This is a genomic window from Amycolatopsis sp. NPDC005003, from assembly GCF_053600695.1.
Genome location: NZ_JBSGAI010000082.1, coordinates 1 through 23382 on the forward strand (window position 1 = coordinate 1; position 23382 = coordinate 23382).

Sequence of the window (23382 nt, forward strand, 5' to 3'; positions counted from 1 at the left end):
CCCTCTCGCCCGTTATTTGCGCCCCCGCGCGTCGAGCTTTGGGTGGGTCACGGCGGGGGGGACGTCCGGCGCGGACGTCCCCCGCGGCGGTGCCGGCTAGAGCGAGCTGATCAGGCGTTCCACCCGCTCGTCGACCGAGCGGAACGGGTCCTTGCACAGGACCGTGCGCTGGGCCTGGTCGTTGAGCTTCAGGTGCACCCAGTCGACCGTGAAGTCGCGGCCGGCGGCCTGGGCGGCGGCGATGAAGTCGCCGCGCAGCTTGGCCCGGGTGGTCTGGGGCGGGGTGTCCTTGGCCGCCTCGATCTCGCCGTCGTCGGTGACCCGGCGGACCAGGCCCTTGCGCTGGAGCAGGTCGAAGATGCCCCGGCCACGGCGGATGTCGTGGTAGGCGAGGTCGAGCTGCGCGATGCGCGGGCTGGACAGGTCCAGGTCGTGCTTGTGCCGGTAACGCTCGACCAGGCGGTGCTTGATCGCCCAGTCGATCTCGGTGTCGATCTTGCCGAAGTCCTGCTGCTCGACCGCGTCCAGGGCCCGGCCCCACAGCTCGACGACGCGCTCGTTGGCCGCGGTCGTGCCGTTGTCCTTGATGTGCTGGACCGCGCGGGCGTGGTACTCGCGCTGGATGTCCAGCGCCGAGGCCTCGCGCCCGCCGGCCAGCCGCACCTGGCGGCGGCCGGTGAGGTCGTGGCTGATCTCGCGGATCGCCCGGATCGGGTTGTCCAGGGTGAAGTCGCGGAACTGGACGCCGGCCTCGATCATCTCGAGCACCAGGTTCGCCGAGCCGACCTTGAGCATGGTCGTCGGCTCGGCCATGTTCGAGTCGCCCACGATGACGTGCAGCCGCCGGTAGCGCTCGGCGTCGGCGTGCGGCTCGTCGCGGGTGTTGATGATCGGCCGCGAGCGGGTCGTGGCGCTGGAGACGCCCTCCCAGATGTGCTCGGCACGCTGGGAGAGGCAGTAGACGGCGCCCCGCGGGGTCTGCAGCACCTTGCCGGCGCCGCAGATGAGCTGGCGGGTCACCAGGAACGGGAGCAGCACGTCCGCGATCCGGGAGAATTCGCCCGCCCGGGTCACCAGGTAGTTCTCGTGACAGCCGTAGGAGTTGCCCGCGGAGTCGGTGTTGTTCTTGAACAGGAAGATGTCGCCGCCGATGCCCTCGTCGGCGAGCCGCCGTTCGGCGTCGACCAGCAGGTCCTCGAGGATCCGCTCACCGGCCTTGTCGTGTGTGACGAGCTGGACCAGGTCGTCACACTCGGCCGTCGCGTACTCGGGGTGCGAGCCGACGTCGAGGTAGAGCCGTGAGCCGTTCGACAGGAACACGTTGGAGGAGCGTCCCCACGACACGACCCGCCTGAACAGGTACCGCGCCACCTCGTCGGGCGAGAGCCTGCGCTGTCCGTGGAAGGTGCACGTGACCCCGAACTCGGTCTCGATGCCAAAGATCCGCCGCTGCATCCCACCAGAGTAGGCGCTGCACCCCCTTCGACGGTGCGCCGTTCGGGCGTCGACACGCCCCCGGTCTGCCACAGACGGTGAAATCTCCCCGAATCAGGCACGATTGGAGCACGGCTCTTGACGTCACGCGGAAGGCGGACTCCTTGTCACACCAGCTCATCCGGGCCTTTCGGCGGGTCGGCCGGACCGACCGCGCCCTGATGCGCCGCAGCGCCGCGCTGCCCGCCTCGAAGGCCGACGACGCGCTGAGGACGCTGTCGAGATCGGCGAACAAGTCGCGCCTGTGGTGGGGCGTCGCCGCGCTGCTGGCCGTCCGCAAGGGCGAGACGCGCCGGGCCGCGCTGCGCGGGGTGGTCGCGATCGCCGGGGCCAGCGCCGCGGCGAACCTCGTCGGCAAGCCGGTGTTCCCCCGCCGCCGCCCGGCCGAGGAAGAGACGCCGATGCACCGCCGCCTGCGGAAACGCCCCACTTCTTCGTCGTTCCCCTCCGGGCACTCGGCGTCCGCGGCGGCCTTCGCCACCGCGGTGGCGATGGAGTCGCCGCGGGCCGGGCTGGCCGTGGCCCCGCTGGCGCTGGCGGTGGCCTACTCGCGGGTCCACACCGGCGTGCACTGGCCCTCCGACGTCGGCGTCGGCCTGGGCATCGGCGTCGGTGTCGGCCTGGCCACCCGGCACTGGTGGCCGCTGCACGACGACGTCCCGGGCCGCACGGCCCACGACGCGGACGCCCCCGAGATGGTCGACGGCGAGGACATGCTCGCGGTCGTCAACCCGAACTCCGGGGTCGCGGGCCAGGACCCGACCGAAGACGTCAAGTTCGCCTGGCCGAAGGCCACGCTGCTCTACCCGGACCCGAAGCAGGGCCTGCGCAGCCAGCTCGAGGCCGAGATCGACGCCCGCGGCACGATCCGCGCGCTCGGCGTCGCGGGCGGCGACGGCACCGTCGCCGCGGTGGCCTCGGTCGCCGCCGAACGCGACCTGCCGCTCGCCCTGGTCCCGGCCGGCACGCTCAACCACTTCGCCCGCGACGTCGGCGTCAGCTCGATGCCCGACGCCGACGCGGCGACCGAGGTCGGCAACGCCGTCCGCGTCGACCTGGGCGAGGTCGAGATCGACGGTGCCGGCGAGCCGGCCCACCGCTGGTTCGTCAACACCGCCAGCCTCGGCGGCTACCCCGAGATGGTCCGGCTCCGCGAGAAGCTGCAGGAAAAGCACCCGAAATGGCCCTCGGCGGCGATCGCGCTGGCCCGGACGCTGCGGCACGCCAAGCCGCTGACCGTCCGGCTCAACGGCAAGCGGACGCAGGTCTGGCTGCTGTTCGTCGGCAACGGCACGTATGCCCCGAAGGGGTTCGCCCCGAGCCGGCGGCCCGCGCTCGACACCGGCCTCCTCGACATCCGGTACCTGCGCGCCGACCTGCCCTATTCCCGCGCCCGGTTCCTGCTCGCGATGATCACCCGCAGCCTCGCCGCCAGTCACGTCTACCAGGAGCTGGATCTCCCCGAGCTGGACGTCGAGCTGCTCGACGGCAACCGCCGCGTCGCCACCGACGGCGAGGTCGGCCCGCTCGGCAACCGGTTCCGCTTCCGGTCCCGGCCCAGCGCCCTGACGCTCTACCGCCCCTGAAGGTTGCTTTACCTTCTCTCAACGAACCCACAGGCACTCCTCGCTAGCTTCGCGACCGAGTTGCGGGCCCTCCTGCCCGCGGCCGGACGAGCGGGGAGTCGATGGACGGGCACGGCCTGGCGAGCGTCATCCACCGGGCGGCGAGCGACCCGGTGCTGCCCGGCGACGTCACCGCCCGTGCCCGCGACCTGGGCCCGCTGGAGTCGCCGCTCATCTGGCTCGGGTTCGCCTCGGCCGCCGTCGCCGTGCTCGCCGTCGTGGTCGCGCTGTGGTACCGCCGCCGTGTCCGGCGCTGGGGGTTCACCGCCGTCGGCGTGCTCCTGCTGCTGGCGTCGGTCACCGCGCTGAACAGCTACGTCGGGTACGTCCGCACCTCCGACGACCTGGCCCGGCTCCTCCAGCGCGGGCCGGGCGTCGTCAACTTCGCCGGCCGCCTGCTCGACGACGGCAGCGAGGCACCGGAGCCGCCGTCGGACTCCTCGTCGTCCTCGTCGTCGTCCGGGCCGCGTCCGGGTGCGGGCGCCGCGGCCGCGGGGCAGCGGATCGACGTCGTCAACCTCCCCGACCCGGCCCACGGGGTCCCGTCGGGCAGCAACTACGTCATCCTGCCGCCCGGGTACGACACCGATCCGAACCGCCGGTACCCGGTCGTCTACCTCATCCACGGGTATCCCTTCGGCGGTCCCCGTGACTGGCTGACTTCGGGGGACGCCCCCGGGACGCTCCAGGCGCTGCAGCAGGCCAACGTGATCGCGCCGATGATCGTGGTCAGCGTCGACCTGACCGCCGGCAACCCCAGCACCGACTGGGAGTGCCTGAACGTGCCCGGCGGGCCGCAGCTGGAGACCTACCTGGCCGGCACCGTGGTCCCGGCGATCGACCAGCGCTACCGGACGCTGGCCGATCGCAGCCACCGGGCACTGGGCGGCATGTCCGGTGGCGGCTTCGGGGCGCTGAACATCGGGCTGCACCACGTCGACGAGTTCGCCACGCTGGTGATCGCACTGCCCTACGACGACCTCAACGACTCGGTCGGGATTCTCGACGGCAACCGGGACGCCATCGCGGCGAACACGCCTCGGCGGTACCTGCCGACGATGAAGTTCTCCGCGCCGATCTCGGTGATGCTCGCGGTCGGGACGGGGGCGCCGACGGATGTGGTCACCGCTCGGCGGATTGCGGACGCTCTTCATGCCCGGGGGCAGGAGGCGGTGGTTCATGCCGAGCGGGGGTTCAACCACACCTGGCACACCGCTCGGGCGACGCTGCCGTATTTGCTGGCCTTTGCCGATCAGAACTTCCGGACTGCTCCTGCTGCTTCTTGAGTTTGCCTCTTGCCGGTCTGCACGGCGGCTTGGACATTCGGCTTGGGTGGATCTCGGCCTTACACGCCACCAGGTGGTTCCCGCCGGCCTGAACGCGCGGCTTGGGTGGATCTTGGCCTCACACGCAGCCGGGTGATCCTCCGCCGGCCCGAACGCCGGATTGTTCAACGGCCGCCAGACCGTGTCAAGGCGGGAAAGCGTGCCTTGACACGGCCTGTCGGCCGCTGAGGCGGCTGCGTATCGGGTCGGCAGGGGGGTGTGGCCGGGTGGTGCGGTGTGGAGGGGGTTGGTTGGGGTGTTGCTTGGGCGGACCGTGGCGGCCGGCGGGAGCGGCGAGTGGCTGCGGGCAGCGGGCAGCGGGCGAAGGGAAAGCGAAAGCGGGGCGCAGCCTGGTGGCGCGCCCCGCTTGCTTGCTTCCGGCTTACTCGCCTTCCGGCTTGCTCTCCGGCTCCTCGCCCTGCGGGTCCGGGACCGGGAGGAGCGTGTCCAGCGCCGCTCCGGTCAGGCGGCGGAATGCTCGGCGGGGGCGGTCGCGGTCCAGGACCGCCACCTCCAGCTTGATCGGGTCCGCGTCGCCGTTGCCGTTGGCCGAAGCGTTCGCCGACGAAGAGGAACCCGACGACGAGGTTGCCGGGGCCGGCTGGCTCGGGGCGCGCAGGGCCGCCACCGCCACGCCCAGAGCCGCCTGGAGGTCCAGGCCGTCCTCGAACGTCTCCTTCAGCTTGGCCGCGATCTTCTCGTTCTGGCCGCCCATCACCACGTACTGCGGCTCGTCGAAGATCGAGCCGTCGTACGTCAAGCGGTACAGCTGGTCCTCCGCCGCCGTCGCGCCGACCTCCGCGACGCAGACCTCCACCTCGAACGGCTTCAGCTGCTCCGTGAAGATGCTGCCCAGCGTTGCCGCGTACGCGTTCGCCAGCGCGCGGGCGCTCACGTCGCGCCGGTCGTACTGGTAGCCCTTGAGGTCCGCGTGGCGGATGCCCGCCACCCTCAGGTTCTCGAACTCGCTGTAGCGGCCGACCGCCGCGAAGCCGATCCGGTCGTAGATCTCGGAGACCTTGTGCAACGTCGCCGACGGGTTCTCCGCCACGAACAGCACGCCACCCGAGTACTTCAGCACCACCACGCTCCGGCCGCGCGCGATGCCCTTGCGCGCCAGCTCGGAACGCTCCCGCATCAGCTGCTCGGGAGAGGCATACAACGGCATCGTCACGGTGTGCGCTCCAGGTCTTTCGGTGTTCCAACGTTCACTGGTTCAAGCCCCGCGTCAGGACAGCCGGCGCTGCTGGCGCTCGATGCGCCCCGCCACCACCGCTTCGGCCACCGCCGCCGTCTCCGACTCCGACAGCTGGACCGCGCCCTGCTCCGCGGTGATCGTCACGACGCTCGGGAAGATCCGGCGCACCAGGTCCGGGCCGCCCGATGCCGTGTCGTCGTCCGCTGCGTCGTACAGGGCCTCCACCGCGACGCGGACCGCGCCCTCGACGTCGGCGTCCGGGTCGTGCAGCTTCTTCAACGCCGATTTCGCGAACAGCGAACCGGAGCCGATGCCCGCGTAGCCGCCGTTCTCCTCGTAGCGGCCGCCCGCGGCGTCGTACGACACGATCCGGCCCGCGTGCTTGGCGTCCTCGGCCTCCAGGTCGTAGCCCACGAACAGCGGGATCGCCGCCAGCCCGGCCATCGCCATCTCGAGGTTCGCCTTGACCATCCCGGCCAGCTTGTTCGTCTTGCCGTCCAGCGACAGCGAGACGCCCTCGATCTTCTCGTAGTGCGCCAGCTCGACCGCGTACAGCCGCACCATCTCCACGGCCAGCCCCGCCGTGCCCGCGATGCCGACCGCCGAATACTCGTCGGTGACGTGCACCTTCTCGATGTCGCGGCTCGCGATCAGGTTGCCCGACGTCGCCCGCCGGTCGCCCGCGATCAGCACGCCGCCGGCGAAGGTGCACGCGACGATCGTCGTCCCGTGCGGGATGCCCAGCTCAGCCGCGCCCGGCGCCACGCGCCGCTCGGGCAGCAGCTCCGGCGCCTGCACGCGCAGGAAGTCGGAAAACGACGACGTCGCCGAGGAGAAGTACGCCGCAGGCAGCGCGGGACCCGAGATGCCCCTGGTGTTGTCCATACGTGCTCAAAAATCCCATCTGTGCGGGCCGGAGCCCCGCGCGGGCGAGGACGCCGCGCGGAACCCCGGCCGCCTGCTGAACGGTCGGCAAGGGCGCAGTGCCCCGAGCGGCTATTCGCCGCCCTTCTGCACGTAGGCGCGGACGAAGTCCTCGGCGTTCTCCTCGAGCACGTCGTCGATCTCGTCGAGGATCGTGTCGACGTCCTCGCCGAGCTTCTCGCGCCGCTCCTGACCCGCCGCGCCGGTGTCGTCGAACTCCTCGTCGGAGTCACCACCGCCGTGCTTTTCGATCTTTTCCTGGGCCATCTCGCCTCCCGGTGTGGCTGATGTTTCCTAGCCTACCCAGCGCCCCCGACATTCGGGGTCACGCCGCGATCGCTGGTGCGTCCCGCCTAGTCCGAACCGGTGAGCGCCTCCACGAGCTCCTCCGCCGTCGCCGCGTTGTCCAGCAACTTGCCGACGTGCGCCTTCGTCCCCCGCAGCGGCTCCAGGGTCGGGATCCGCACCAGCGACTCCTTGCCCACGTCGAAGATGACCGAATCCCACGAAGCCGCCGCGATCGACGTCGCGTACTTCTCCAGCGCCCGGCCGCGGAAGTAGGCCCGCGTGTCCGACGGGGGCGTCGTCACCGCGGCCAGCACCTCCTCCTCGGTGACCAGGCGCTTCATCGACCCGCGGGTGACGAGCCGGTTGTACAGGCCCTTCGCCAGCCGGACGTCCGAGTACTGCAGGTCGACCAGCCGCAGCCGGGGCGCGCCCCAGGCCAGCTGGTCCCGCTGCCGGTAGCCCTCCAGCAGCCGCAGCTTGGCCGGCCAGTCCAGCCGGTCCGCGCACTCCTGCGGGTCGCGCGCCAGCGCGTCCAGCACCTCGCCCCAGACCCGCAGGACCTCCTTCGAGGCCTGGTCGGCGCCGGTGCGCTCGAGGTTCTGCGAGGCGATCTCGTGGTAGGCGAACTGCAGGTCGAGCCCGGTGTACTTCTTGCCGTTGGCCAGCGCGACCTGCACCTTCAGCGTCGGGTCGTGGCTGATCTGGTGCACCGCCTTGACCGGCTCGTCGAGCTTCAGGTCGTCGAACCGGATGCCCGACTCGATCAGGTCCAGCACCAGCGCCGTCGTCCCGACCTTCAGGTACGTCGAGTACTCCGACATGTTCGCGTCGCCGATGATGACGTGCAGCCGCCGGTACTTGTCCGCGTCCGCGTGCGGCTCGTCGCGGGTGTTGATGATCCCGCGCTTGAGCGTGGTCTCCAGGCCGACCTCGACCTCGATGTAGTCCGCGCGCTGGGAGAGCTGGAACCCGGCTTCCTCGCTCTGCTGGCCGATCCCGACCCGGCCCGAGCCGGTCACCACCTGCCGCGACACGAAGAACGGCGTCAGCCCCGCGATCACCGCGGTGAACGGCGTCGACCGCGCCATCAGGTAGTTCTCGTGGGTGCCGTAGCTCGCGCCCTTGCCGTCGACGTTGTTCTTGTACAGCTGCAGCTGCGGCTGGCCCGGCACGGAAGCGGCCTTCATCGCCGCCTCCTCCATGACCCGCTCGCCCGCTTTGTCCCAGATGACCGCGTCGCGCGCGTTCGTCACCTCGGGCGCCGAGTACTCCGGGTGCGCGTGGTCGACGTACAGCCGCGCCCCGTTGGTGAGGATGACGTTCGCCGCGCCCAGGTCCTCGACGTCCGGGTCGTGGCCCGGCCCGCCCGGCCCGGTCAGGTCGAACCCGCGCGCGTCCCGCAGCGGGCTCTCCACCTCGTAGTCCCACCGCGCCCGGCGGGCGCGCGGGATGTCGGCCGCCGCCGCGTAGGCCAGCACGACCTGGGTGGAGGTGAGTACCGGGTTCGCCGTCGCGTCGCCCGGCACGGAGATGCCGTACTCGACTTCGGTTCCCATGATCCGCCGCATGTCCCCACCCTACGGGGTCGTCCCGGTGGAACGATGCACCCATGCCACGCAGTGACGAACTCGTTGCCCTCTATGACCAGGCCGGAGCAGTGGTGGGCAGCACCACCCGAGCCCGGGTCCGCGCCGGCGGCCTGTGGCACGCCGCGGGCGTCGTCCTGGTCCGTTCGGGTGACGGATCAGCGGTCTACGTGCACCTCCGCACGCCGGACAAGGACGTGTTCCCCTCGACTTGGGACTGCTGGGCCGGCGGCGTGGTCGCCGCGGGCGAAACCCCGGCCGAGTGCGCCCGCCGCGAACTCGCCGAGGAACTCGGCGTCCGGGGAGTGGAACCAGTGCCCCTGTTCACCAAGGTCTACGACGACGGCCGCAACCGCTGCCACAACTTCGCCTTCGAGGTCCGCTGGGACGGCCCGATCCACCACCAGGCCGAGGAGATCGTCGAAGGCCGCTGGATCCCGCTCGACGAACTTCGCGCCTGGGTCGACGACCCGGCCCCGGAGCTGCCCTTCATCCCCGACGGCCGCGAAGGCGTCCAGGAGTGGTTCCGCCGCTACGGCTGAGCCGTCAGCTTCGCCGTCATCGCGGGCAGCAGGCGCTTCGCGGCGTCCGTCGCGCGGGTCTCGGTGCTCGCCGAGACCGTCAGCTCGGACACCAGGCTTCCCTTGGCCAGCAGCACCGTACAGGTCTTGCCGTCGCACCAGGCCTGCTGCCGCTCGACGCCGGGCTGGACGGGGACGCTCACCGTCTTGCCCGCGCACTCGTTCTCCGCGAGGGCTTGAGCGGCCGACCGGCCGGGGAACGCCACGACGCGGTGGCTCAGCACCGACCCGCTGGAATAGCGCCAGGTCGCGGTCCGGACGGCCGTCGACGGCCGGTCAGCCAGACAACCCGAAGCCTCACCCGAGCCCGGCTGCACACCTTCGTCGGCGACGTCGGCGTCGGTCAGCAACGCCCGCTGGGCGAGGAGACCGGGATCGGGCGCGGCCGGGGTGACCGGAGCGGCCTTGGCCGGGCTCACCGGGGCCTGCGACGTCGGCGGTGCCGCCGTGGCGGGCGACGACGTCGGCACCGGATCGTCGTAGTACGTCTCGAGGTTGTTCGGGTCGGGCCCGTCGCAGCCCGTGAGGCCGACCAACGCGACCGCGGCCAACGCGATCGCCTGCCGATGACGCACCTGCTCCGGCCTCCCGTCGTCCGTGGCGTGCCTGCGAAGGGTAGTGCAGCCCCTCAGTCCCACGCCAAGGAGGACCGGTGTCGCCAGTACGCGCCGGGCTCCTCCGCGAGCGCGGCCAGCGAATCCCGTTCCGCCGCGGTCAGTTCCAGCGCCGTGGCCCGCAGGTTCGCCGCCAGCTGCGCCGGGCTCGCCGGGCCGACGACCGCCCGGTCCGCCCAGTCGTTCGCCAGCACCGCGGCCACCGCGACCGCGTCCGGCCCGGTCCCGTGCGCCGCCGCGATCTCGCGGACCGCCGCCGGCGCTTCGACCGCCAGCCTGCCGTTGGCCAGGGTTTCCTTGACCAGCACCCGGTTCCCGGCCGCGTGCGCCGCGGCCAGCGCCGGACCGGCGGACGGTTCGAGGACGTTCCACGTCGACTGCACCGCCGAGAACACCGGCTGCCCGGCCGCTTCCAGCGCGAACGCCCGCTCGATCGCGGCCGCCTGGGCCGGCCCGGACGTCGAAAACCCGACCGCGACGCCGTTCGCGGCCAGCTCCGCCAGTGCTTCGAGCAACGGCTCGTCGGTGAAGAGCGGACTGTCCACAGTGAGCGAATGCACCTGGTAGAGCCCGACCCGATCCCCCAGCAGCGCCAGGGTTTCCGCCCACTGCGCGGCGAACCGCGCCGCCGAGTGCTCCTTCACCTCGTGCACGTCGGCGTCGAGCCGCCACTCCCCCACGTAGGCGTAGCCCCACTTGCTCGAGATCTCCACGTCGGCGTGGCCGCGCTCGGCCAGCCAGCCGGCCAGGAACTCCTCGGAACGCCCGTAGGAGCGGGCGACGTCGACGTGCCGGACGCCCGCGGCGTAGGCGTCGTCGAGCACCGCGAACGTCGCCGCGCGCATCGAAGCGACGTCCCGCACCGGCGGCAGCGCCCCGTCGCGGCCCAGGTTGATGTACGCGGGACGGCCCAGCGCCGCCAGGCCGAGCGCGATCCGGTCCGCGCTCATGCCGTCTGCTTGTGCCGCAGGATGGCCAGCCACTGCCCCGCGGTCTGCGCCTGCCGGTGCAGCTTCTCCAGGCGCGCGGCCGGGGCGCGGACGTAGCCCTTCCCGAAGACGGGGGCGATCTGGCGCAGGCTGGCGCCGCCTTCCCGGGCCGCGAGCAGCAGCCAGTCCGAGGCGTCGGCGCAGGCGGCGGACGCGCGGCGCAGTTCGCCGAGCAGGTCGATGAGCTCCTGGGCGCCCACCTCTCCGGCCTCGACGGCGGCCGCCGTCGTCTCCAGCCAGGCGAGGACGTCGGCTTCGGTGATGGGTGCGCGGAGCCGGGTTTCTTCGGTCACGGCGCCGAGTATAGGTCGTTATACGCGCGGTTCCGCGGCGCACACGCCGGGGGCGGTTATGCTGATTTCGAGGCCCATGACGACGAACATCGAACCCGAACCCAGCCCTGAAGTCGACGTCGCGCAGCTGCTCGACGTCTTCAAGGCGCTCGCGAACCCGGTGCGGCTGCAGGTGCTGCGGTGGCTGCGGGAGCCCGTGCGGCACTTTTTCGATGAGCGGAATCCCGTCGAGCGGGCGATCGCCGATCCGGTCGAGGTCGGCGTGTGCGTGACGCACATCCAGGAGAAGACGGGGCTCGCGCAGTCGACGGTTTCGGCGTACCTGGCCGAGCTGCAGCGCGCCGGGCTGGTCCGAGCGACGCGCGTCGGCAAGTGGACGCACTACAAGCGGGACGAGGCCCGGATCGCCGAGCTCGTCGCCACCCTCGGCCGCTCGCTGTGACTCTCCACTCCCCCGCCGCACGACCCCCTTGGTTGACTCATATCGAAGATCCGCAATACTTCGATCTATGAGCAAGATCGAGAACATGCGGCTCGGCCGCTACGGGATCTGGACGTTCGACTTCGAGGACCAGCCGGCCGCCCTGATCCGGGACTCGGTGCAGGAGCTGGAAGAACTCGGCTGGCCGGCGATCTGGATCCCGGAGAGCGAAGGGCGCGAGGCCCTGACGCACGCCGGGTTCCTGCTGTCGGCCACCGAACGGCTCACCGTCGTGAACGGCATCGCGCAGATCTGGTCCCGCGAGGCGCAGTGGACCCGCGGCGCGGCCGTCCTGCTGGCCGACGCCTACCCGGACCGCCACCTGCTCGGGCTCGGCTTCGGCGCCGGGAAGCCCGGCGCGAAGCCGCTCCGGGCGATGAACGACTACCTCGACGCCCTGGACGTCGACCCGAAGGTCAACCCGGCCCCGCGCGCACCGGTGCGCCGGATCCTCGCCGCGTACGGCCCGAAGATGCTCGAGCTGGCCCGCGACCGGTCGGCGGGCGCGCACACCTACCACGTGACCCCGGAGCACACGGCCCAGGCGCGGGAGATCCTCGGCGCGGAGCCGTTCCTGGGCGTCGAACACGCGGTGCTGTTCGAGACGGACGCGGTCAGGGCGCGTGCGGTCGCCCGCCGGCACCTGCACCCGTACCTCACCACGCCGTACAACATCGCCAAGTTCCGCCGGCTCGGCTACACCGAAGACGACCTCGAGGGAGGCAGCGACCGGCTCGTCGACGACCTCGTGTTCTGGGGCGACCTCGAGACCATCACCGCGAAGCTGCACGCGCACCTGGAGGCGGGCGCGGACCACGTCGGCGTCCAGGTGATCGGCGTCGAGCCGGGCACCTCGGCCATGCCGCACTGGCGCCGGCTGTCCGAAGCGCTGCTACCCGCGTAGCCCGAACCGCGCGGTGCAGTGCCACACCCGCTTGAGCACCTGGGGATCGTGCCGGCCGGCGCGGACGGCGTCGCCGATGACGCGGGCGTCCAGCCACCCGTCCTCGGCGATGTCTTCGCCGGCCCGCACGGCGTCCTCGCCGCGGTAGCCCGCCTGCTCGGCGAGCGTCGCCACCGGGAGCCGGAACCCGTGGTGCCAGTGGGTCGGGGCGCCAAACTCGGCGGCCGCCGCTTCGACGTCGGTGCCTCGGAAGGACGGGTCCAGCACCAACGCGGCGACGTCGTCCGGCAGCCTGAGCGGGCCGTGCACGTGCGCTTCGATGTAGTCGTCGAGCTCGTCCGGAGTGTCGGCTTCGACGAGCGGGATCAGCGGCATGTGCGTGCGCGTGCCGAAGTGCGCCGGCTCGTGGAAGCTGTCCGGGTAGCAGAACGTGGTGCGCCACAGCACTTCCCGGTTGAGCCGGAAGTGGGCCGAGCCGAACCGCACCGAGCCACCGGCCGGGCGGCGGCGGTGGTTGAGCGAGCCGTACTTCGGGCGGGCCGAGGGCGGCAGCTCGTCGTAGACGCCGCCGAACATCCGGTGTTCCCAGTGCCACCGGGCACCACCGGCGTGCGCGGTCAGGCCGCCGTTGCCCGTGCCCGTCTCGAACTGCGAGCGGTAGACGCCGTCGGTCAGCCAGTGCCGCAGCAGCGGCACGTCCCCCACCAGCCGGTCCGGGTGGAAGTGGATCGTGACGTCCAGCTCCTCCGGCAGCGGTGGCCCGTCGGCGCGGGCTTCGACGTATTCGACTGCCGCCTGCCATTCCTGCCCCATGGTATAGGTCGTTATACACAACACGGCGGCGGAAAACCACTGGCTTCGCGGCCGGTCCGGCCGTTTGACTGCGGCCATGCGACGGGCGGGTTTCGGGGTCACGGTGCGGTTCGCGCTGCTGGCCGCGGTGTGGGGTGCGAGTTTCCTGTTCATCAAGGTAGGTCTCGGCGGGCTCTCCCCCGGCCAGGTCGCGCTGGCCCGGGTCGCGCTCGGCGCGCTGGCACTGGCCGGAATCCTGCTGGCGCGCCGGCGGCCGCTCCCCCGCACTCCCACGCTGTGGGCGCACCTCGCGGTCGTGTCGGTGCTGCTGTGCGTGGTGCCGTTCCTGCTGTTCTCGTGGGCGGAGCAGTACATCTCGTCCGGGCTGGCCAGCATCTTCAACGCGACGACGCCGCTGATCACGATGCTGCTGGCGGCCGCGGCGCTGCCGGAAGAGCGGTTCACGCCGCCGCGGGTGCTCGGCCTGCTGCTCGGGTTCCTGGGGGTGCTGACGATCGTCGGGGTGTGGCACGGCATCGATGTGTCCCACCAGCTGACCGCCCAGCTCGCCTGCCTCGGCGCAACGACGTGCTACGGCGCGTGTTTCGTCTACCTGCGCCGGTTCGTCTCACCTCGTGGGACGGATCCGGTGGTCGTCGCCTTCGGCCAGACGGCGTCGGCGACGGTGATCCTGGGCCTGCTGACGCCGGTGGTCGGCGTGGTGCTGGGGGTGCTCGTGCTGGGCGAACCGGTGAGCTGGAACCAGCCGGCCGGCGCGCTGCTCGTGGTGCTGGGGATCCTGGCCGCGCACGGGAGGTTGCGCCCGCGCCGCTCAACTTCCCCCGACGCCGAACTCGTCCGCCGCTAGACACGCCGATGGGGCGGTTGCCGAAGCAACCGCCCCATCGGACACTCGAACCTACAGGTACTGACCGGTGTTCGTGGCGGTGTCGATCGCCCGCCCCGAGTCCTGGTTCTTGCCGGTGACGAGCGTGCGGATGTAGACGATCCGCTCGCCCTTCTTGCCGGAGATCCGGGCCCAGTCGTCCGGGTTGGTGGTGTTCGGGAGGTCCTCGTTCTCCGCGAACTCGTCGACGATCGCGTCGAGCAGGTGCTGCACGCGCAGACCCGGCTGCTTGGTCTCCAGCACCGACTTGATCGCCGACTTCTTCGCCCGGTCCACGATGTTCTGGATCATCGCGCCCGAGTTGAAGTCGCGGAAGTACAGGACTTCCTTGTCCCCGTTGGCGTAGGTCACCTCGAGGAACCGGTTCTCGTCGCTCTCCTCGTACATGCGCTCGACGGTGTGCTGGATCATCGCGTCGAACGTCGCCTTGGCGTCGCCGCCGAACTCGGCGAGGTCGTCGGCGTGGATCGGCAGGCCTTCGGCCAGGTACTTCGAGAAGATGTCCTTCGCGCCTTCGGCGTCCGGACGCTCGATCTTGATCTTGACGTCGAGCCGGCCCGGCCGCAGGATCGCCGGGTCGATCATGTCCTCGCGGTTGGAGGCGCCGATGACGATGACGTTCTCCAGGCCTTCGACACCGTCGATCTCCGACAGCAGCTGCGGCACGATCGTGGTCTCGACGTCGGACGAAACGCCCGAACCACGGGTCCGGAAGATCGAGTCCATCTCGTCGAAGAACACGATCACCGGGGTGCCCTCGGAGGCCTTCTCCCGCGCCCGCTGGAAGATCAGGCGGATGTGCCGCTCGGTCTCCCCGACGAACTTGTTGAGCAGCTCGGGACCCTTGATGTTCAGGAAGTAGGACTTCCCGTCCGCCGCGTCGCCCCGGGCCTCGGCCACCTTCTTGGCCAGCGAGTTCGCCACCGCCTTGGCGATGAGCGTCTTGCCGCAGCCCGGCGGGCCGTAGAGCAGGACACCCTTCGGCGGCCGCAGCTGGTACTCCTGGTACAGGTCGGCGTGCAGGAACGGCAGCTCGACCGCGTCCCTGATCTGCTCGATCTGCCGGGTGAGGCCACCGATGTCCTCGTAGCGGACGTCGGGCACCTCCTCCAGCACCAGGTCCTCGACCTCCGCCTTCGGCACGCGCTCGTACGCGTAGCCGGCCTTGGAGTCGACCAGCAGCGAGTCGCCCGGCTTGAGCGGCTGCTCGGCCAGCAGGTCGGAGAGCAGGACCACCCGCTCCTCGTCCGCGTGCCCGACCACCAGCGCGCGAAGACTGCCGCCCTCGACGTCGGCGGCGAGCACCTCACGCAGGGCGCACACCTCACCGGTGCGTTCGAAGCCGCCCGCCTCGACCACGGTGAGGGCCTCGTTGAGCCGCAGCGCCTGGCCGCGGCGCAACGACGAGAGCTCGACCGCGGGCGACACCGACACCCGCATCTTCCGGCCGGCCGTGAAGACGTCCACCGTGTTGTCCTCGTACGCCTCGACGAAGACGCCGTACCCGGACGGTGGCTGGGCCAGCCGGTCGACCTCCTCGCGGAGGGCGAGGAGCTGTCCTCGCGCTTCGCGCAGGGTTTCGACCAGTTTGGTGTTGCGTTCGGTGAGCTGGCTCACCCTTTCCGAGGCCTCGGCGAGCCGCTGTTCGAGAACCCGGTTCTGCCGTGGCGAGTCCGTCAGTTTGCGGCGCAGCAGCGCCACTTCTTCCTCGAGAAAACGGATCTGCCGAGCCTGCTCGTCCGCCGTCGTCCCAGCTCCGGATGTTGCTGAAGGGTCGGCCTCCTCGCGCCGACCTCCGGGAAGGTCATGATGCATCGGGCACCTCCTCGGAGTGCTTTTCATTCCACGGTACCGGCGATCACCGACAAGAAAAGGCCTTTCCGCATCACAAGATCGGCGCGTCGCGGTTTGCCTGCCCCCTCCAGCACGGACATTCCCGCAGCGCAAGCGGCCATTTCGGTGCCGTGGCGCCGGTGTGTCGCGGGTCCGGCCGGGCCGGGGTGAAGCAAGCACGACGGGAGTACCCCGCCCGCGAGAGCCCCAACCCCCGCGCGGGAGACCGGGCAATTCCGGCCACTTCCGCCCTAACCGCGCGGCAGGACGGCCCGGTGGCTAGCATCGGGCGACGCCGTACCGGCACTGATGGCCGGACGCCATCGAAGCAACGCTAGGGGGCACCAGCCATGACCTACCCGCCGCAGCAACCGGGCGGCTACGGCCAGCAGCCCGGCGGCTACGGGCAGCAGCCCGGGCCGTACGGCCAGCCCCAGCAGGGCGGCTACCCCCAGAGCGGCCCCCAGCCGCAGCCCGGCTACGGCGGCACCCAGCAGTACGGCCAGCCCGGCCCGTACGACGGCACGCAGCAGTACGGGCAGCCCGGTGGCTACGACGGCACGCAGCAGTACGGCCAGCCCGGCGGGTACGACCAGTCCGGCCAGGGCGGTTACCAGCCGCAGACGGGCCCTCAGCCCCAGCAGGGCTACCCGCAGTACGGCCAGCAGGACCAGTGGGGTCAGCCGCAGCAGTCCTTCGGCGGGTACGACCCGTACGGCGGCGGCAGCTTCGGCGAAGCGCCCCCGCCCAAGAAGAAAACCGGCCTGATCGTCGGCATCGCGGCGGCCGCGGTGGTGCTCGTCGGCGGCGGCGTGACCGCGTTCGTCCTCCTCAACGGCGACGACAAGCAGGCCGCCGCACCGCCGGCGAGCAGCAGCTCGGCGGCCCCGACGACGGCGCCGAAGGCGTCCACCCCGAAGCCCAAGAGCACCGCGCCGACCAGCCCGACGTCGAAGAGCAGCAAGCCCGCGGGCGGCCCGGCCCCCGGCGGCAAGCCCAGCTCCCAGGAGCTGTTCGACTCGACGATCACGGCCTACAACGCGGGCGACGAGAAGGCGCTCGGCGACACCATCTGCCGCAGCGTCTACGAGGGCACCACGGGCGAGATCCCGAAGGTCACGGTGAAGCTGACCGACACGCCGCAGGAGACCGGCGACAAGGCCACCGTCCGCTACTCCGCCACCGACGGCAGCAAGACCAAGGTCGGCACGATGTCGGCGCAGAAGGAATCCGGGCTCTGGTGCCTGTCGAACGTCCACGCGGACGGCTCGTGAGCACCCGGCGGCGGTGAACCGCGCGCTCGCCGCCGGGCTGGTCCTGCTCGGCGTGGCCGGCGCGGGCGTCGTGCTGGGGCTGCTGCTCGTGGCCCCGGCCGGCTCCCCACCCGCGGCCTCGGCCACGCCGTCGCCGCCGAGCCGCCCGTCGGCACCACCGGCGGCTCCCGACGAAGCCGACACGGCCGCGGTGGCGGTACTGGCCCGCGCGATCGTCGACGCGATCGCCCGCCACGACTCGGCGGCGTTCGGGCGGCTCACCTGCCGCCCGCAGACGGCCGAGGCGCTCGCCGGCCTGCAGCGGACGTGGGACGCGGCCGGCCCGGTCACGGCGAGGCTCGCCGCGCCGCCGGAGCTGCGCGGCGAGTCCGCGACGGCGAAGGTGCACGTCGAAGCGGCGGGCGGCACGAAGGACACGCCCTTCCCCCTGCGCAAGGAGAACGGCCGCTGGTGCGTGCCCGGCTAGGCCGGGGGCGTGAACCCCGCGGGCCAGCGGGTGGCCGCGTCGGTGAGGACGCCGGTCAGGTCCGTGCCCTCCAGCACCGCCGCGGTCAGGTCCGCCCCGCGCAGATCCGCGCCCCGCAGGAGCGCGCCCGACAACGTCGCGCCGGTCAGGTTCGCGTTCCGCAACACCGCGCCTTCGAGGTTGGCCCCCGCGAAACAGACCCGCGGGATCGCGAAGCCGGTCAGGTCGGCGCCCCGGAGGTCCACCCGTTCCAGCTCGGACGCCGCACCCGGTTCGATCATGCCGCCACGGCCCAGCGCCGCGAGCGCGGCGGCGACGTCGTCGGCTGCGCCGCCTTCGCGAAGCGGCGTCGCTTCGCCCCGCCACGGCGCCCGGGCGCAGACGAACGACGTGAGCAGCGCGTGGACGTGCCCGCGGTACCGGGGATCGAGTTCCGCCAGCTGCTCCAGCGCGTAGACCGCGCCCTGCCGGGTCGGCTCCCGCTCGGCTCCGAGCTGGTCGATCGCCTTGGTGAACAGGTCGATCGACCGGCTCTCGCGGTTGAGCAGCAGCTGCCGGGACGTGAGGACGGCGCCCAGCCCGACCCCGGCCAGCGCCAGGAGGCCACCGAGCGCCTGCAGCAGCGTGGCGCGGACGTCGTTCACGGCCTTCAGCCGGTCCGCCGCGCCGAGCCCGGGGGCGTGGCCGACCAGCCACGACGGCGCGAAGCCCACGCACAGCACGAGCAGGACGGCGACGACGACCGCGGCCACCGCGAAGCCGGCCTTCCGGCGTGGCGGCACCGCCCTCAGCCCTTGCCCTTGCTCGGACGGCGCGAGACGCGCGGGGACACGGTGCCGTCCGCCAGCCGGCGCGCGGTCAGCAGGAACGCCGTGTGCGCGACCATCCGGTGGTCGGGGCGGACCGCCAGGCCCACCACGTGCCACGGGCGCATCAGCGTCTCCCACGATTCGGGCTCGGTCCAGCACTGCTGCTCGCGCAGCGACTCCGTGACGCGCGAAAGCTGCGTCACCGTCGCGACGTAGACCGTCAGGACCCCGCCCGGCACCAGGTGGGCGGCCACGTTCGGCAGCTGGTCCCACGGCGCCAGCATGTCCAGCACGACCCGGTCCACCTCGCCCTCGTGCGTCGCGAGGTCGGCCACCGTGAGCGACCAGTTCGCCGGCTTCTCGCCGAAGAACTTCACCACGTTGCGCTCGGCGTGTTCGGCGTGGTCGTCGCGGATCTCGTACGAGTGCACCCGCCCGGCCGGGCCGACCGCGCGCAGCAGCGAGCAGGTCAGCGCGCCGGAGCCGGCTCCCGCCTCCAGCACGCGCGCGCCGGGGAAGATGTCGCCCCACATCACGATCTGCGCCGCGTCCTTCGGGTAGATCACCTGCGCGCCGCGGGGCATCGAGAGCACGTAGTCCGGCAGCAGCGGGCGCAGCGCGAGGTAGGTCGACCCGCCCGCGGACGTGACCACCGAGCCCTCCGGGCGGCCGATCAGGTCGTCGTGGGCCAGTGCACCGCGGTGGGTGTGGTACTCACCACCGGAGGCCAGCGTCAAGGTGTAGTGCCGCCCCTTCGAGTCGGTCAACTGCACCCGATCACCCGCGCGAAACGGTCCGCTGACCGACAACACTTCCTCCTGTAACCCGTTTGGCCGACGCCAGATCTTCGCAGGCCGCGCGGGCCGGTGACTCAGCGGGTACGGCGGTTCAGCGCGGCCCGCAGGTCGTCCCGGCGCAGCACACCCGCCGGGCGGCCGTCGTCGTCGACCACGAGGAACTGCCACGCCGCGGTTTCGCGGACCCGCTCGACGACGTCCTCCCCCGGCTCCGACGCCAGCAGCACGGTCTCGGCCCGGATCGGCTCGGCCGCGAACTCGGCGGGGGCGTGCGGGGAGGAGCTCGCGAGCCGCTCCGCCGCGCCTTCGTCCAGGAGGCCGGCCGCCACGCCGTCGGCGCGGACGAGGACCACGCCCCGGCCGGCCGACGCGGCCAGCGCATCCGACACCGGGCTCTCGGCGGGCAGCTGCAGCACCGGCCGGACCAGTTCGGCGAGGGCCAGGCCCTCCGGCCACGTGCGGCGCGCCTCGGCGGCCAGCTCCGACCGCGCGCCGAGGACCACGAACCACGCCGTCACGACGCAGACGCCCAGCCGCAGCCAGCGGTCCGGGCTCCCGGTCGCCAGGCCCCACAACGCCCAGACCAGCAGCCCCGCGGCCACGACCGCACCACCGGCGACCGCCGCGCGCGTGCCCTTGGCCCGGATGCCGGTGACCGCCCAGACGCCGGCGCGGACCAGCCGGCCGCCGTCCAGCGGCAGCCCGGGCAGCAGGTTGAACACGCCGACGGCGAGGTTCGCCACCGCGCACTCGGCCACCAGGAGCCAGACCGCGCCGTCCGGGGGCACGGCGAACATCAGCAGGCCGCAGAAGCCGCCGAGCAGCAGCGACACGGCGGGCCCGGCCGCGGCGACCAGGCCTTCGTCACCCGGCCGCTTCGGCGTGCGGGCCACTTCGGACAGGCCGCCGAGGAGGAACAGCCGCAGCCGCCGCACCGGGATCCCCAGCCGCAGCGCGACCAGGCAGTGCCCCAGTTCGTGCAGGAGCACGGACAGGCCCAGCAGCAGCGCGAACGCGCCGGCCAGCAGCCACGACGTCGTGGCCGAGGCCTCCGGGAGCAGCCGCCCGACCAGCGGCGCGTACAGCACGACGACGACCAGCGAGCCGACCCACCAGGACGGCGCGAGCAGCACCGGCACCCCGGCGACCCGGAACAGCACGAGGCCACCGTCCGAGCGGACGGCCTGCCGGGTACCCCCGGTGCCCTGCTCACTGGTCGCGGCCATGCGCAGAGCCTAGAGCCCCGGGTGTGGGTACCGGGTGATCCGGCCCCCACCGGTGTGCCCCGCGTACGTCGTCCGCTCCGGTACGGGTGTGTTCACGGGGGTGGCGGGCGTTGCGGTCGCCGGAACTGTCGGACCCCGGCGTTACGCTCTGCCCATGCCCGACGCCGACACCGTCACCACCGACTCCCCAGCCTCCGCCGTCGCCACCGAGGTGCGGCGGCGGCCCGCGCTGTCGCCGTCGAGGGCCAGCGACTTCAAGCAGTGCCCGCTGCTTTACCGGTTCCGCGCAGTCGACCGGCTGCCGGAGGTCCCGACCAAGGCCCAGCTGCGCGGCACGCTCGTCCACTCCGTCCTCGAACGGCTCTTCGCCCTCCCGGCGGCCGAGCGCGTCCCGGCGCAGGCGCGGGAGCTGCTCGGCCCGGCGTGGACGGACCTGTCCGCGGACCGTCCGGAGTGGAGCGAGCTGTTCGATGGCGAGCAGCCCGAAGACCACGCGGAATGGCTCCGGTCGGCCGAAAAGCTCCTCGACGCCTACTTCGAACTCGAAGACCCGCGGCGCCTGGAACCCGAGGCCTGCGAGCTGCACGTCGAGATCGAGCTCGGCTCCGGGGTCCTGCTGCGCGGCTACATCGACCGCCTCGACGTCGCCCCGACCGGCGAGATCCGGGTCGTCGACTACAAGACCGGCGCCGCGCCGCGCGAAATCGGCGAGGCCAAGGCGATGTTCCAGATGAAGTTCTACGCCGTGGTCCTGTGGCGGCTGCGCGGGATCGTGCCCCGGCAGCTCAAACTCATGTACCTGACCGACGGCCAGTCGCTGGCCTACACGCCCGACGAAGCCGAGCTGCTCCGCTTCGAGCGCACGCTGGAAGCCATCTGGCAGGCCATCCTCAAGGCGGGCAAGACCGGCGACTTCCGGGCGAACAAGAGCAAGCTGTGCAACTGGTGCGACCACCAGGCCCACTGCCCCGAGTACGGCGGCACCCCGCCCGAATACCCCGGCTGGCCGGAGCCTGACGCGGGCGACGAGACGCCGCTGGACCGGGCCGACTGATGGCCGACGCCTTCTACGTCCCCCTCGGCGAGGGCCGGTTCTCCGCGACCGCGCACACCGCCGGGCCGTGGACCCCGGACGCCCAGCACTTCGGCCCGCCGTCGGCGTTGCTCGTCCGCGCCCTCGAAACCGTCGAAACCGCCCACCCGGCCGAGCTCGCGCGCGTGACGGTCGAAATCCTCGGCCCGGCGCCGGTCGCCGAGCTCACCGTGCGGGCCCGGGTCGACCGGCCCGGCCGGTCGGTCGAGCTGCTGCACGCCGAACTGGCGAGCGCCGAGCGCGTCGTCGCGCGGGCCTCGGCGTGGCGCATCGCGACGTCGGACACGGCGGAGGTCGCCACCGACGCCGGCCCGCTGCTGCCCGGTCCGGGCAGCGTCGAAGAGTCGCCGTGGCCGGAGGGCTGGCAGGCCGGCTACCTCGACGCGGTGGAGTGGCGGGCGGTGCGCGGCGGCATGGACGTGCCGGGCCCGGCGGCGGTGTGGGCGCGCCAGCGCGTCCCGCTGGTCGACGGCGAGGAGCCGAGCGGCCTGCAGCGGCTGTTCGCCGTCGCCGACTCCGGCAACGGCGTGTCGAACTACCTCGACCCGCGGAAGTGGTGGTTCATCAACTCCGAACTCACCGTGCACCTGCGGCGGGCGCCGGAGGGCGAGTGGATCGGTCTCGACGCGGTGACGCTGGTCGGCAAGCACGGCATCGGCACGGCGACGAGCATCCTGCACGACGACGGCGGCCCGGTGGCCACCGGCGCCCAGGCCCTGATGGTCCGGCCGCGACAGGCCGGGGGCGGATAGCCACCCACAACGGGCCCGCATCCAATAACCTTCGCGGAACGACCGACTTGAGGAGCGCTCCGGCATGCAGATCACCTCGGTGGTCAACCAGAAAGGCGGGGTCGGCAAGACCTCACTGAGCGTCGGCACGGCGGCCGCACTGGCCGAGCGGGGCCGCCGGGTGCTCCTGGTCGACCTCGACCCGCAGGGCCACGCGACGACCGAGATGCTCGGGCTGTCCGAGGTGCCCGCGGACCGGCCGAGCCTGGCGAAGGCGCTGGCCAAGACGTGGAAGGGCCCGATCGAGGAGCTCGTCACCCCGCACCCGCGCAGCAACCTCGGCCGCGGCGGCGCGCTCGACGTCGTGCCGACGTCGCCGGGGATGTTCGACCTGATCCGGCGGCTCGACTCGTTCCGCGTCCCCGGCTGGCAGCTGGCCCGGGTCATCCAGTTCGCCAACTACGACCACTGCGTCATCGACTGCCCGCCCGCGCTGGACGTGCTGACGAACAACGCGCTGGCGGCCTCGCACGGGATCCTGGTGCCGGTCCAGCCGGACAAGACGAGCATCCGCGCGCTGCGGCTGCTGGCCGACCAGGTCCGCTACGTCGAGCAGACCGTCGGGCGGCAGCCGCTGTCCTGGTTCGGGCTGGTCCCGAGCCTCTACCGGCGGCCTATCTCGCACTACGCTGCCGCGGCGCTGCAGGAGATGTACGACTTCGGCATCCCGATGCTGTCGCACCTGCCGCTGGGTGTGGTGATGAACGAGGCGGCGGCGCACGGCGTCCCGGTGACGACGTACGCACCGGAGACGTTGCAGGCGCTGTCCTTCCGCGAGATCGCCGAGACCCTCGACGGCTACCTGGAGCAGAACCAGGCGCCCGCGGTGGTCCCGGCGGACGAGGAGTTCGTCTTCGAGGACTTCATCTCCGAAGTCGCGGTGGCCCGCAACGTCAACGACAACGGCGCCCGCAAGGGCCTCTACGACCTGCTGCCCAACGCCACCGCGAGAGCCTCGGTCGCCTTGGCCGCCCTCGCGCCGCCGGCCAGGCCCAGGTGCCGCCGGTGACCGCCAACGTCACCAACACCGTCGCCATGCTGGGCACCACCGTCGGCGCCGCGGCCGGAGCCCGTCCCGAGCTGGCCGGGCAG

General features: G+C 72.1%; 24 protein-coding genes. 11 read left to right on the forward strand and 13 right to left on the reverse strand.

What is annotated here, in order from left to right; all coding sequences use genetic code 11:
• Nucleotides 1–96: 96 nt before the first annotated feature.
• Nucleotides 97–1455, reverse strand: a complete 1359-nt coding sequence (gene pafA / locus ACWED2_RS46280; protein WP_043784126.1) for a Pup--protein ligase — start codon at nt 1453–1455, stop codon at nt 97–99.
• A gap of 200 nt (nt 1456–1655) precedes the next feature.
• Between pafA and ACWED2_RS46285 the strand changes: the two genes are divergently transcribed.
• Both ACWED2_RS46285 and ACWED2_RS46290 read left to right on the forward strand, forming a co-directional pair.
• Nucleotides 1656–3080 (forward strand): phosphatase PAP2 family protein, encoded by a 1425-nt coding sequence (locus tag ACWED2_RS46285; protein ID WP_449696910.1) that lies wholly within the window; start codon nt 1656–1658, stop codon nt 3078–3080.
• Between the two features lie 101 nt (nt 3081–3181).
• Nucleotides 3182–4405 (forward strand): alpha/beta hydrolase, encoded by a 1224-nt coding sequence (locus tag ACWED2_RS46290; RefSeq protein WP_449696890.1) that lies wholly within the window; start codon nt 3182–3184, stop codon nt 4403–4405.
• A 421-nt stretch (nt 4406–4826) separates the two neighbouring features.
• On the opposite strand, the gene prcA is transcribed toward ACWED2_RS46290, so the two are convergent.
• From prcA to dop, 4 genes are all read right to left on the reverse strand, one after another.
• Entirely contained in the window at nt 4827–5618 is a 792-nt protein-coding gene (gene prcA / locus ACWED2_RS46295; protein ID WP_449696891.1) for a proteasome subunit alpha, read from the reverse strand.
• A gap of 54 nt (nt 5619–5672) precedes the next feature.
• The gene (gene prcB, locus ACWED2_RS46300; RefSeq protein ID WP_449696892.1) at nt 5673–6527 is read right to left on the reverse strand and encodes a proteasome subunit beta; all 855 of its coding nucleotides are present in this window, start codon (nt 6525–6527) and stop codon (nt 5673–5675) included.
• Between the two features lie 111 nt (nt 6528–6638).
• The gene (locus ACWED2_RS46305) at nt 6639–6833 is read right to left on the reverse strand and encodes a ubiquitin-like protein Pup (RefSeq protein ID WP_013226725.1); all 195 of its coding nucleotides are present in this window, start codon (nt 6831–6833) and stop codon (nt 6639–6641) included.
• Nucleotides 6834–6919: 86 nt separating this feature from the next.
• Nucleotides 6920–8422, reverse strand: a complete 1503-nt coding sequence (gene dop / locus ACWED2_RS46310) for a depupylase/deamidase Dop (RefSeq protein ID WP_449696893.1) — start codon at nt 8420–8422, stop codon at nt 6920–6922.
• A gap of 41 nt (nt 8423–8463) precedes the next feature.
• Between dop and ACWED2_RS46315 the strand changes: the two genes are divergently transcribed.
• Nucleotides 8464–8982 (forward strand): NUDIX hydrolase, encoded by a 519-nt coding sequence (locus ACWED2_RS46315; RefSeq protein WP_449696894.1) that lies wholly within the window; start codon nt 8464–8466, stop codon nt 8980–8982.
• On the opposite strand, the gene ACWED2_RS46320 is transcribed toward ACWED2_RS46315, so the two are convergent.
• From ACWED2_RS46320 to ACWED2_RS46330, 3 genes are read right to left on the reverse strand one after another with little or no spacing between them, the layout of a single operon-like run.
• Nucleotides 8973–9596 carry a hypothetical protein gene (locus ACWED2_RS46320; protein WP_449696895.1) on the reverse strand — a complete coding sequence of 208 codons (624 nt, stop codon included), beginning with the start codon at nt 9594–9596 and terminating at the stop codon, nt 8973–8975. The genes ACWED2_RS46315 and ACWED2_RS46320 overlap by 10 nt on opposite strands.
• Nucleotides 9597–9649: 53 nt before the next feature.
• Nucleotides 9650–10585, reverse strand: a complete 936-nt coding sequence (locus tag ACWED2_RS46325) for an aldo/keto reductase (RefSeq protein ID WP_449696896.1) — start codon at nt 10583–10585, stop codon at nt 9650–9652.
• Nucleotides 10582–10917, reverse strand: coding sequence for a hypothetical protein (locus ACWED2_RS46330; protein ID WP_449696897.1), 336 nt, complete (start codon nt 10915–10917; stop codon nt 10582–10584). Before ACWED2_RS46330 ends, ACWED2_RS46325 begins: the two co-directional genes overlap by 4 nt.
• Before the next feature lie 76 nt (nt 10918–10993).
• Here ACWED2_RS46330 and ACWED2_RS46335 point away from each other — a divergent pair, with 76 nt between their 5' ends.
• Nucleotides 10994–11359: an ArsR/SmtB family transcription factor gene (locus ACWED2_RS46335; RefSeq protein WP_449696898.1), complete on the forward strand. Its 366-nt coding sequence runs from the start codon at nt 10994–10996 to the stop codon at nt 11357–11359.
• 67 nt (nt 11360–11426) lie between these two features.
• On the forward strand, nt 11427–12302 hold the full coding sequence (locus ACWED2_RS46340; RefSeq protein WP_449696899.1) for a TIGR03620 family F420-dependent LLM class oxidoreductase: 876 nt from the start codon (nt 11427–11429) through the stop codon (nt 12300–12302).
• On the opposite strand, the gene ACWED2_RS46345 is transcribed toward ACWED2_RS46340, so the two are convergent.
• Complete coding sequence (locus ACWED2_RS46345) at nt 12291–13115, reverse strand: DUF3626 domain-containing protein (protein ID WP_449696900.1); 825 nt, start codon at nt 13113–13115, stop codon at nt 12291–12293. The two genes, ACWED2_RS46340 and ACWED2_RS46345, sit on opposite strands and share 12 nt — an antisense overlap.
• Nucleotides 13116–13191: 76 nt before the next feature.
• Here ACWED2_RS46345 and ACWED2_RS46350 point away from each other — a divergent pair, with 76 nt between their 5' ends.
• Nucleotides 13192–13962 carry a DMT family transporter gene (locus tag ACWED2_RS46350; protein WP_449696901.1) on the forward strand — a complete coding sequence of 257 codons (771 nt, stop codon included), beginning with the start codon at nt 13192–13194 and terminating at the stop codon, nt 13960–13962.
• Nucleotides 13963–14013: 51 nt separating this feature from the next.
• Here ACWED2_RS46350 and arc read toward each other — a convergent pair whose 3' ends face one another.
• Nucleotides 14014–15816 carry a proteasome ATPase gene (gene arc, locus ACWED2_RS46355; RefSeq protein WP_093946816.1) on the reverse strand — a complete coding sequence of 601 codons (1803 nt, stop codon included), beginning with the start codon at nt 15814–15816 and terminating at the stop codon, nt 14014–14016.
• Between the two features lie 368 nt (nt 15817–16184).
• Here arc and ACWED2_RS46360 point away from each other — a divergent pair, with 368 nt between their 5' ends.
• Both ACWED2_RS46360 and ACWED2_RS46365 read left to right on the forward strand, forming a co-directional pair.
• Nucleotides 16185–17108: a hypothetical protein gene (locus ACWED2_RS46360; protein ID WP_449696902.1), complete on the forward strand. Its 924-nt coding sequence runs from the start codon at nt 16185–16187 to the stop codon at nt 17106–17108.
• A gap of 13 nt (nt 17109–17121) precedes the next feature.
• Nucleotides 17122–17574 (forward strand): hypothetical protein, encoded by a 453-nt coding sequence (locus tag ACWED2_RS46365; protein ID WP_449696903.1) that lies wholly within the window; start codon nt 17122–17124, stop codon nt 17572–17574.
• Here the strand turns inward: ACWED2_RS46365 and ACWED2_RS46370 are convergent.
• The 3 genes from ACWED2_RS46370 to ACWED2_RS46380 all read right to left on the reverse strand — a co-directional run bounded on the left by ACWED2_RS46370 (nt 17571) and on the right by ACWED2_RS46380 (nt 20406).
• Entirely contained in the window at nt 17571–18356 is a 786-nt protein-coding gene (locus ACWED2_RS46370) for a pentapeptide repeat-containing protein (protein WP_449696904.1), read from the reverse strand. The genes ACWED2_RS46365 and ACWED2_RS46370 overlap by 4 nt on opposite strands.
• A 5-nt stretch (nt 18357–18361) precedes the next feature.
• Nucleotides 18362–19192 (reverse strand): tRNA (adenine-N1)-methyltransferase, encoded by an 831-nt coding sequence (locus tag ACWED2_RS46375; RefSeq protein WP_449696905.1) that lies wholly within the window; start codon nt 19190–19192, stop codon nt 18362–18364.
• A gap of 62 nt (nt 19193–19254) precedes the next feature.
• Nucleotides 19255–20406: a site-2 protease family protein gene (locus ACWED2_RS46380; protein WP_449696906.1), complete on the reverse strand. Its 1152-nt coding sequence runs from the start codon at nt 20404–20406 to the stop codon at nt 19255–19257.
• Between the two features lie 154 nt (nt 20407–20560).
• Between ACWED2_RS46380 and ACWED2_RS46385 the strand changes: the two genes are divergently transcribed.
• From ACWED2_RS46385 to ACWED2_RS46395, 3 genes are all read left to right on the forward strand, one after another.
• Nucleotides 20561–21460, forward strand: a complete 900-nt coding sequence (locus ACWED2_RS46385; RefSeq protein WP_449696907.1) for a RecB family exonuclease — start codon at nt 20561–20563, stop codon at nt 21458–21460.
• Entirely contained in the window at nt 21460–22251 is a 792-nt protein-coding gene (locus ACWED2_RS46390) for a thioesterase family protein (RefSeq protein WP_449696908.1), read from the forward strand. The genes ACWED2_RS46385 and ACWED2_RS46390 overlap by 1 nt, the downstream gene beginning before the upstream one ends.
• A 64-nt stretch (nt 22252–22315) precedes the next feature.
• Nucleotides 22316–23299 carry a ParA family protein gene (locus ACWED2_RS46395; protein WP_449696909.1) on the forward strand — a complete coding sequence of 328 codons (984 nt, stop codon included), beginning with the start codon at nt 22316–22318 and terminating at the stop codon, nt 23297–23299.
• Nucleotides 23300–23382: the final 83 nt, after the last annotated feature.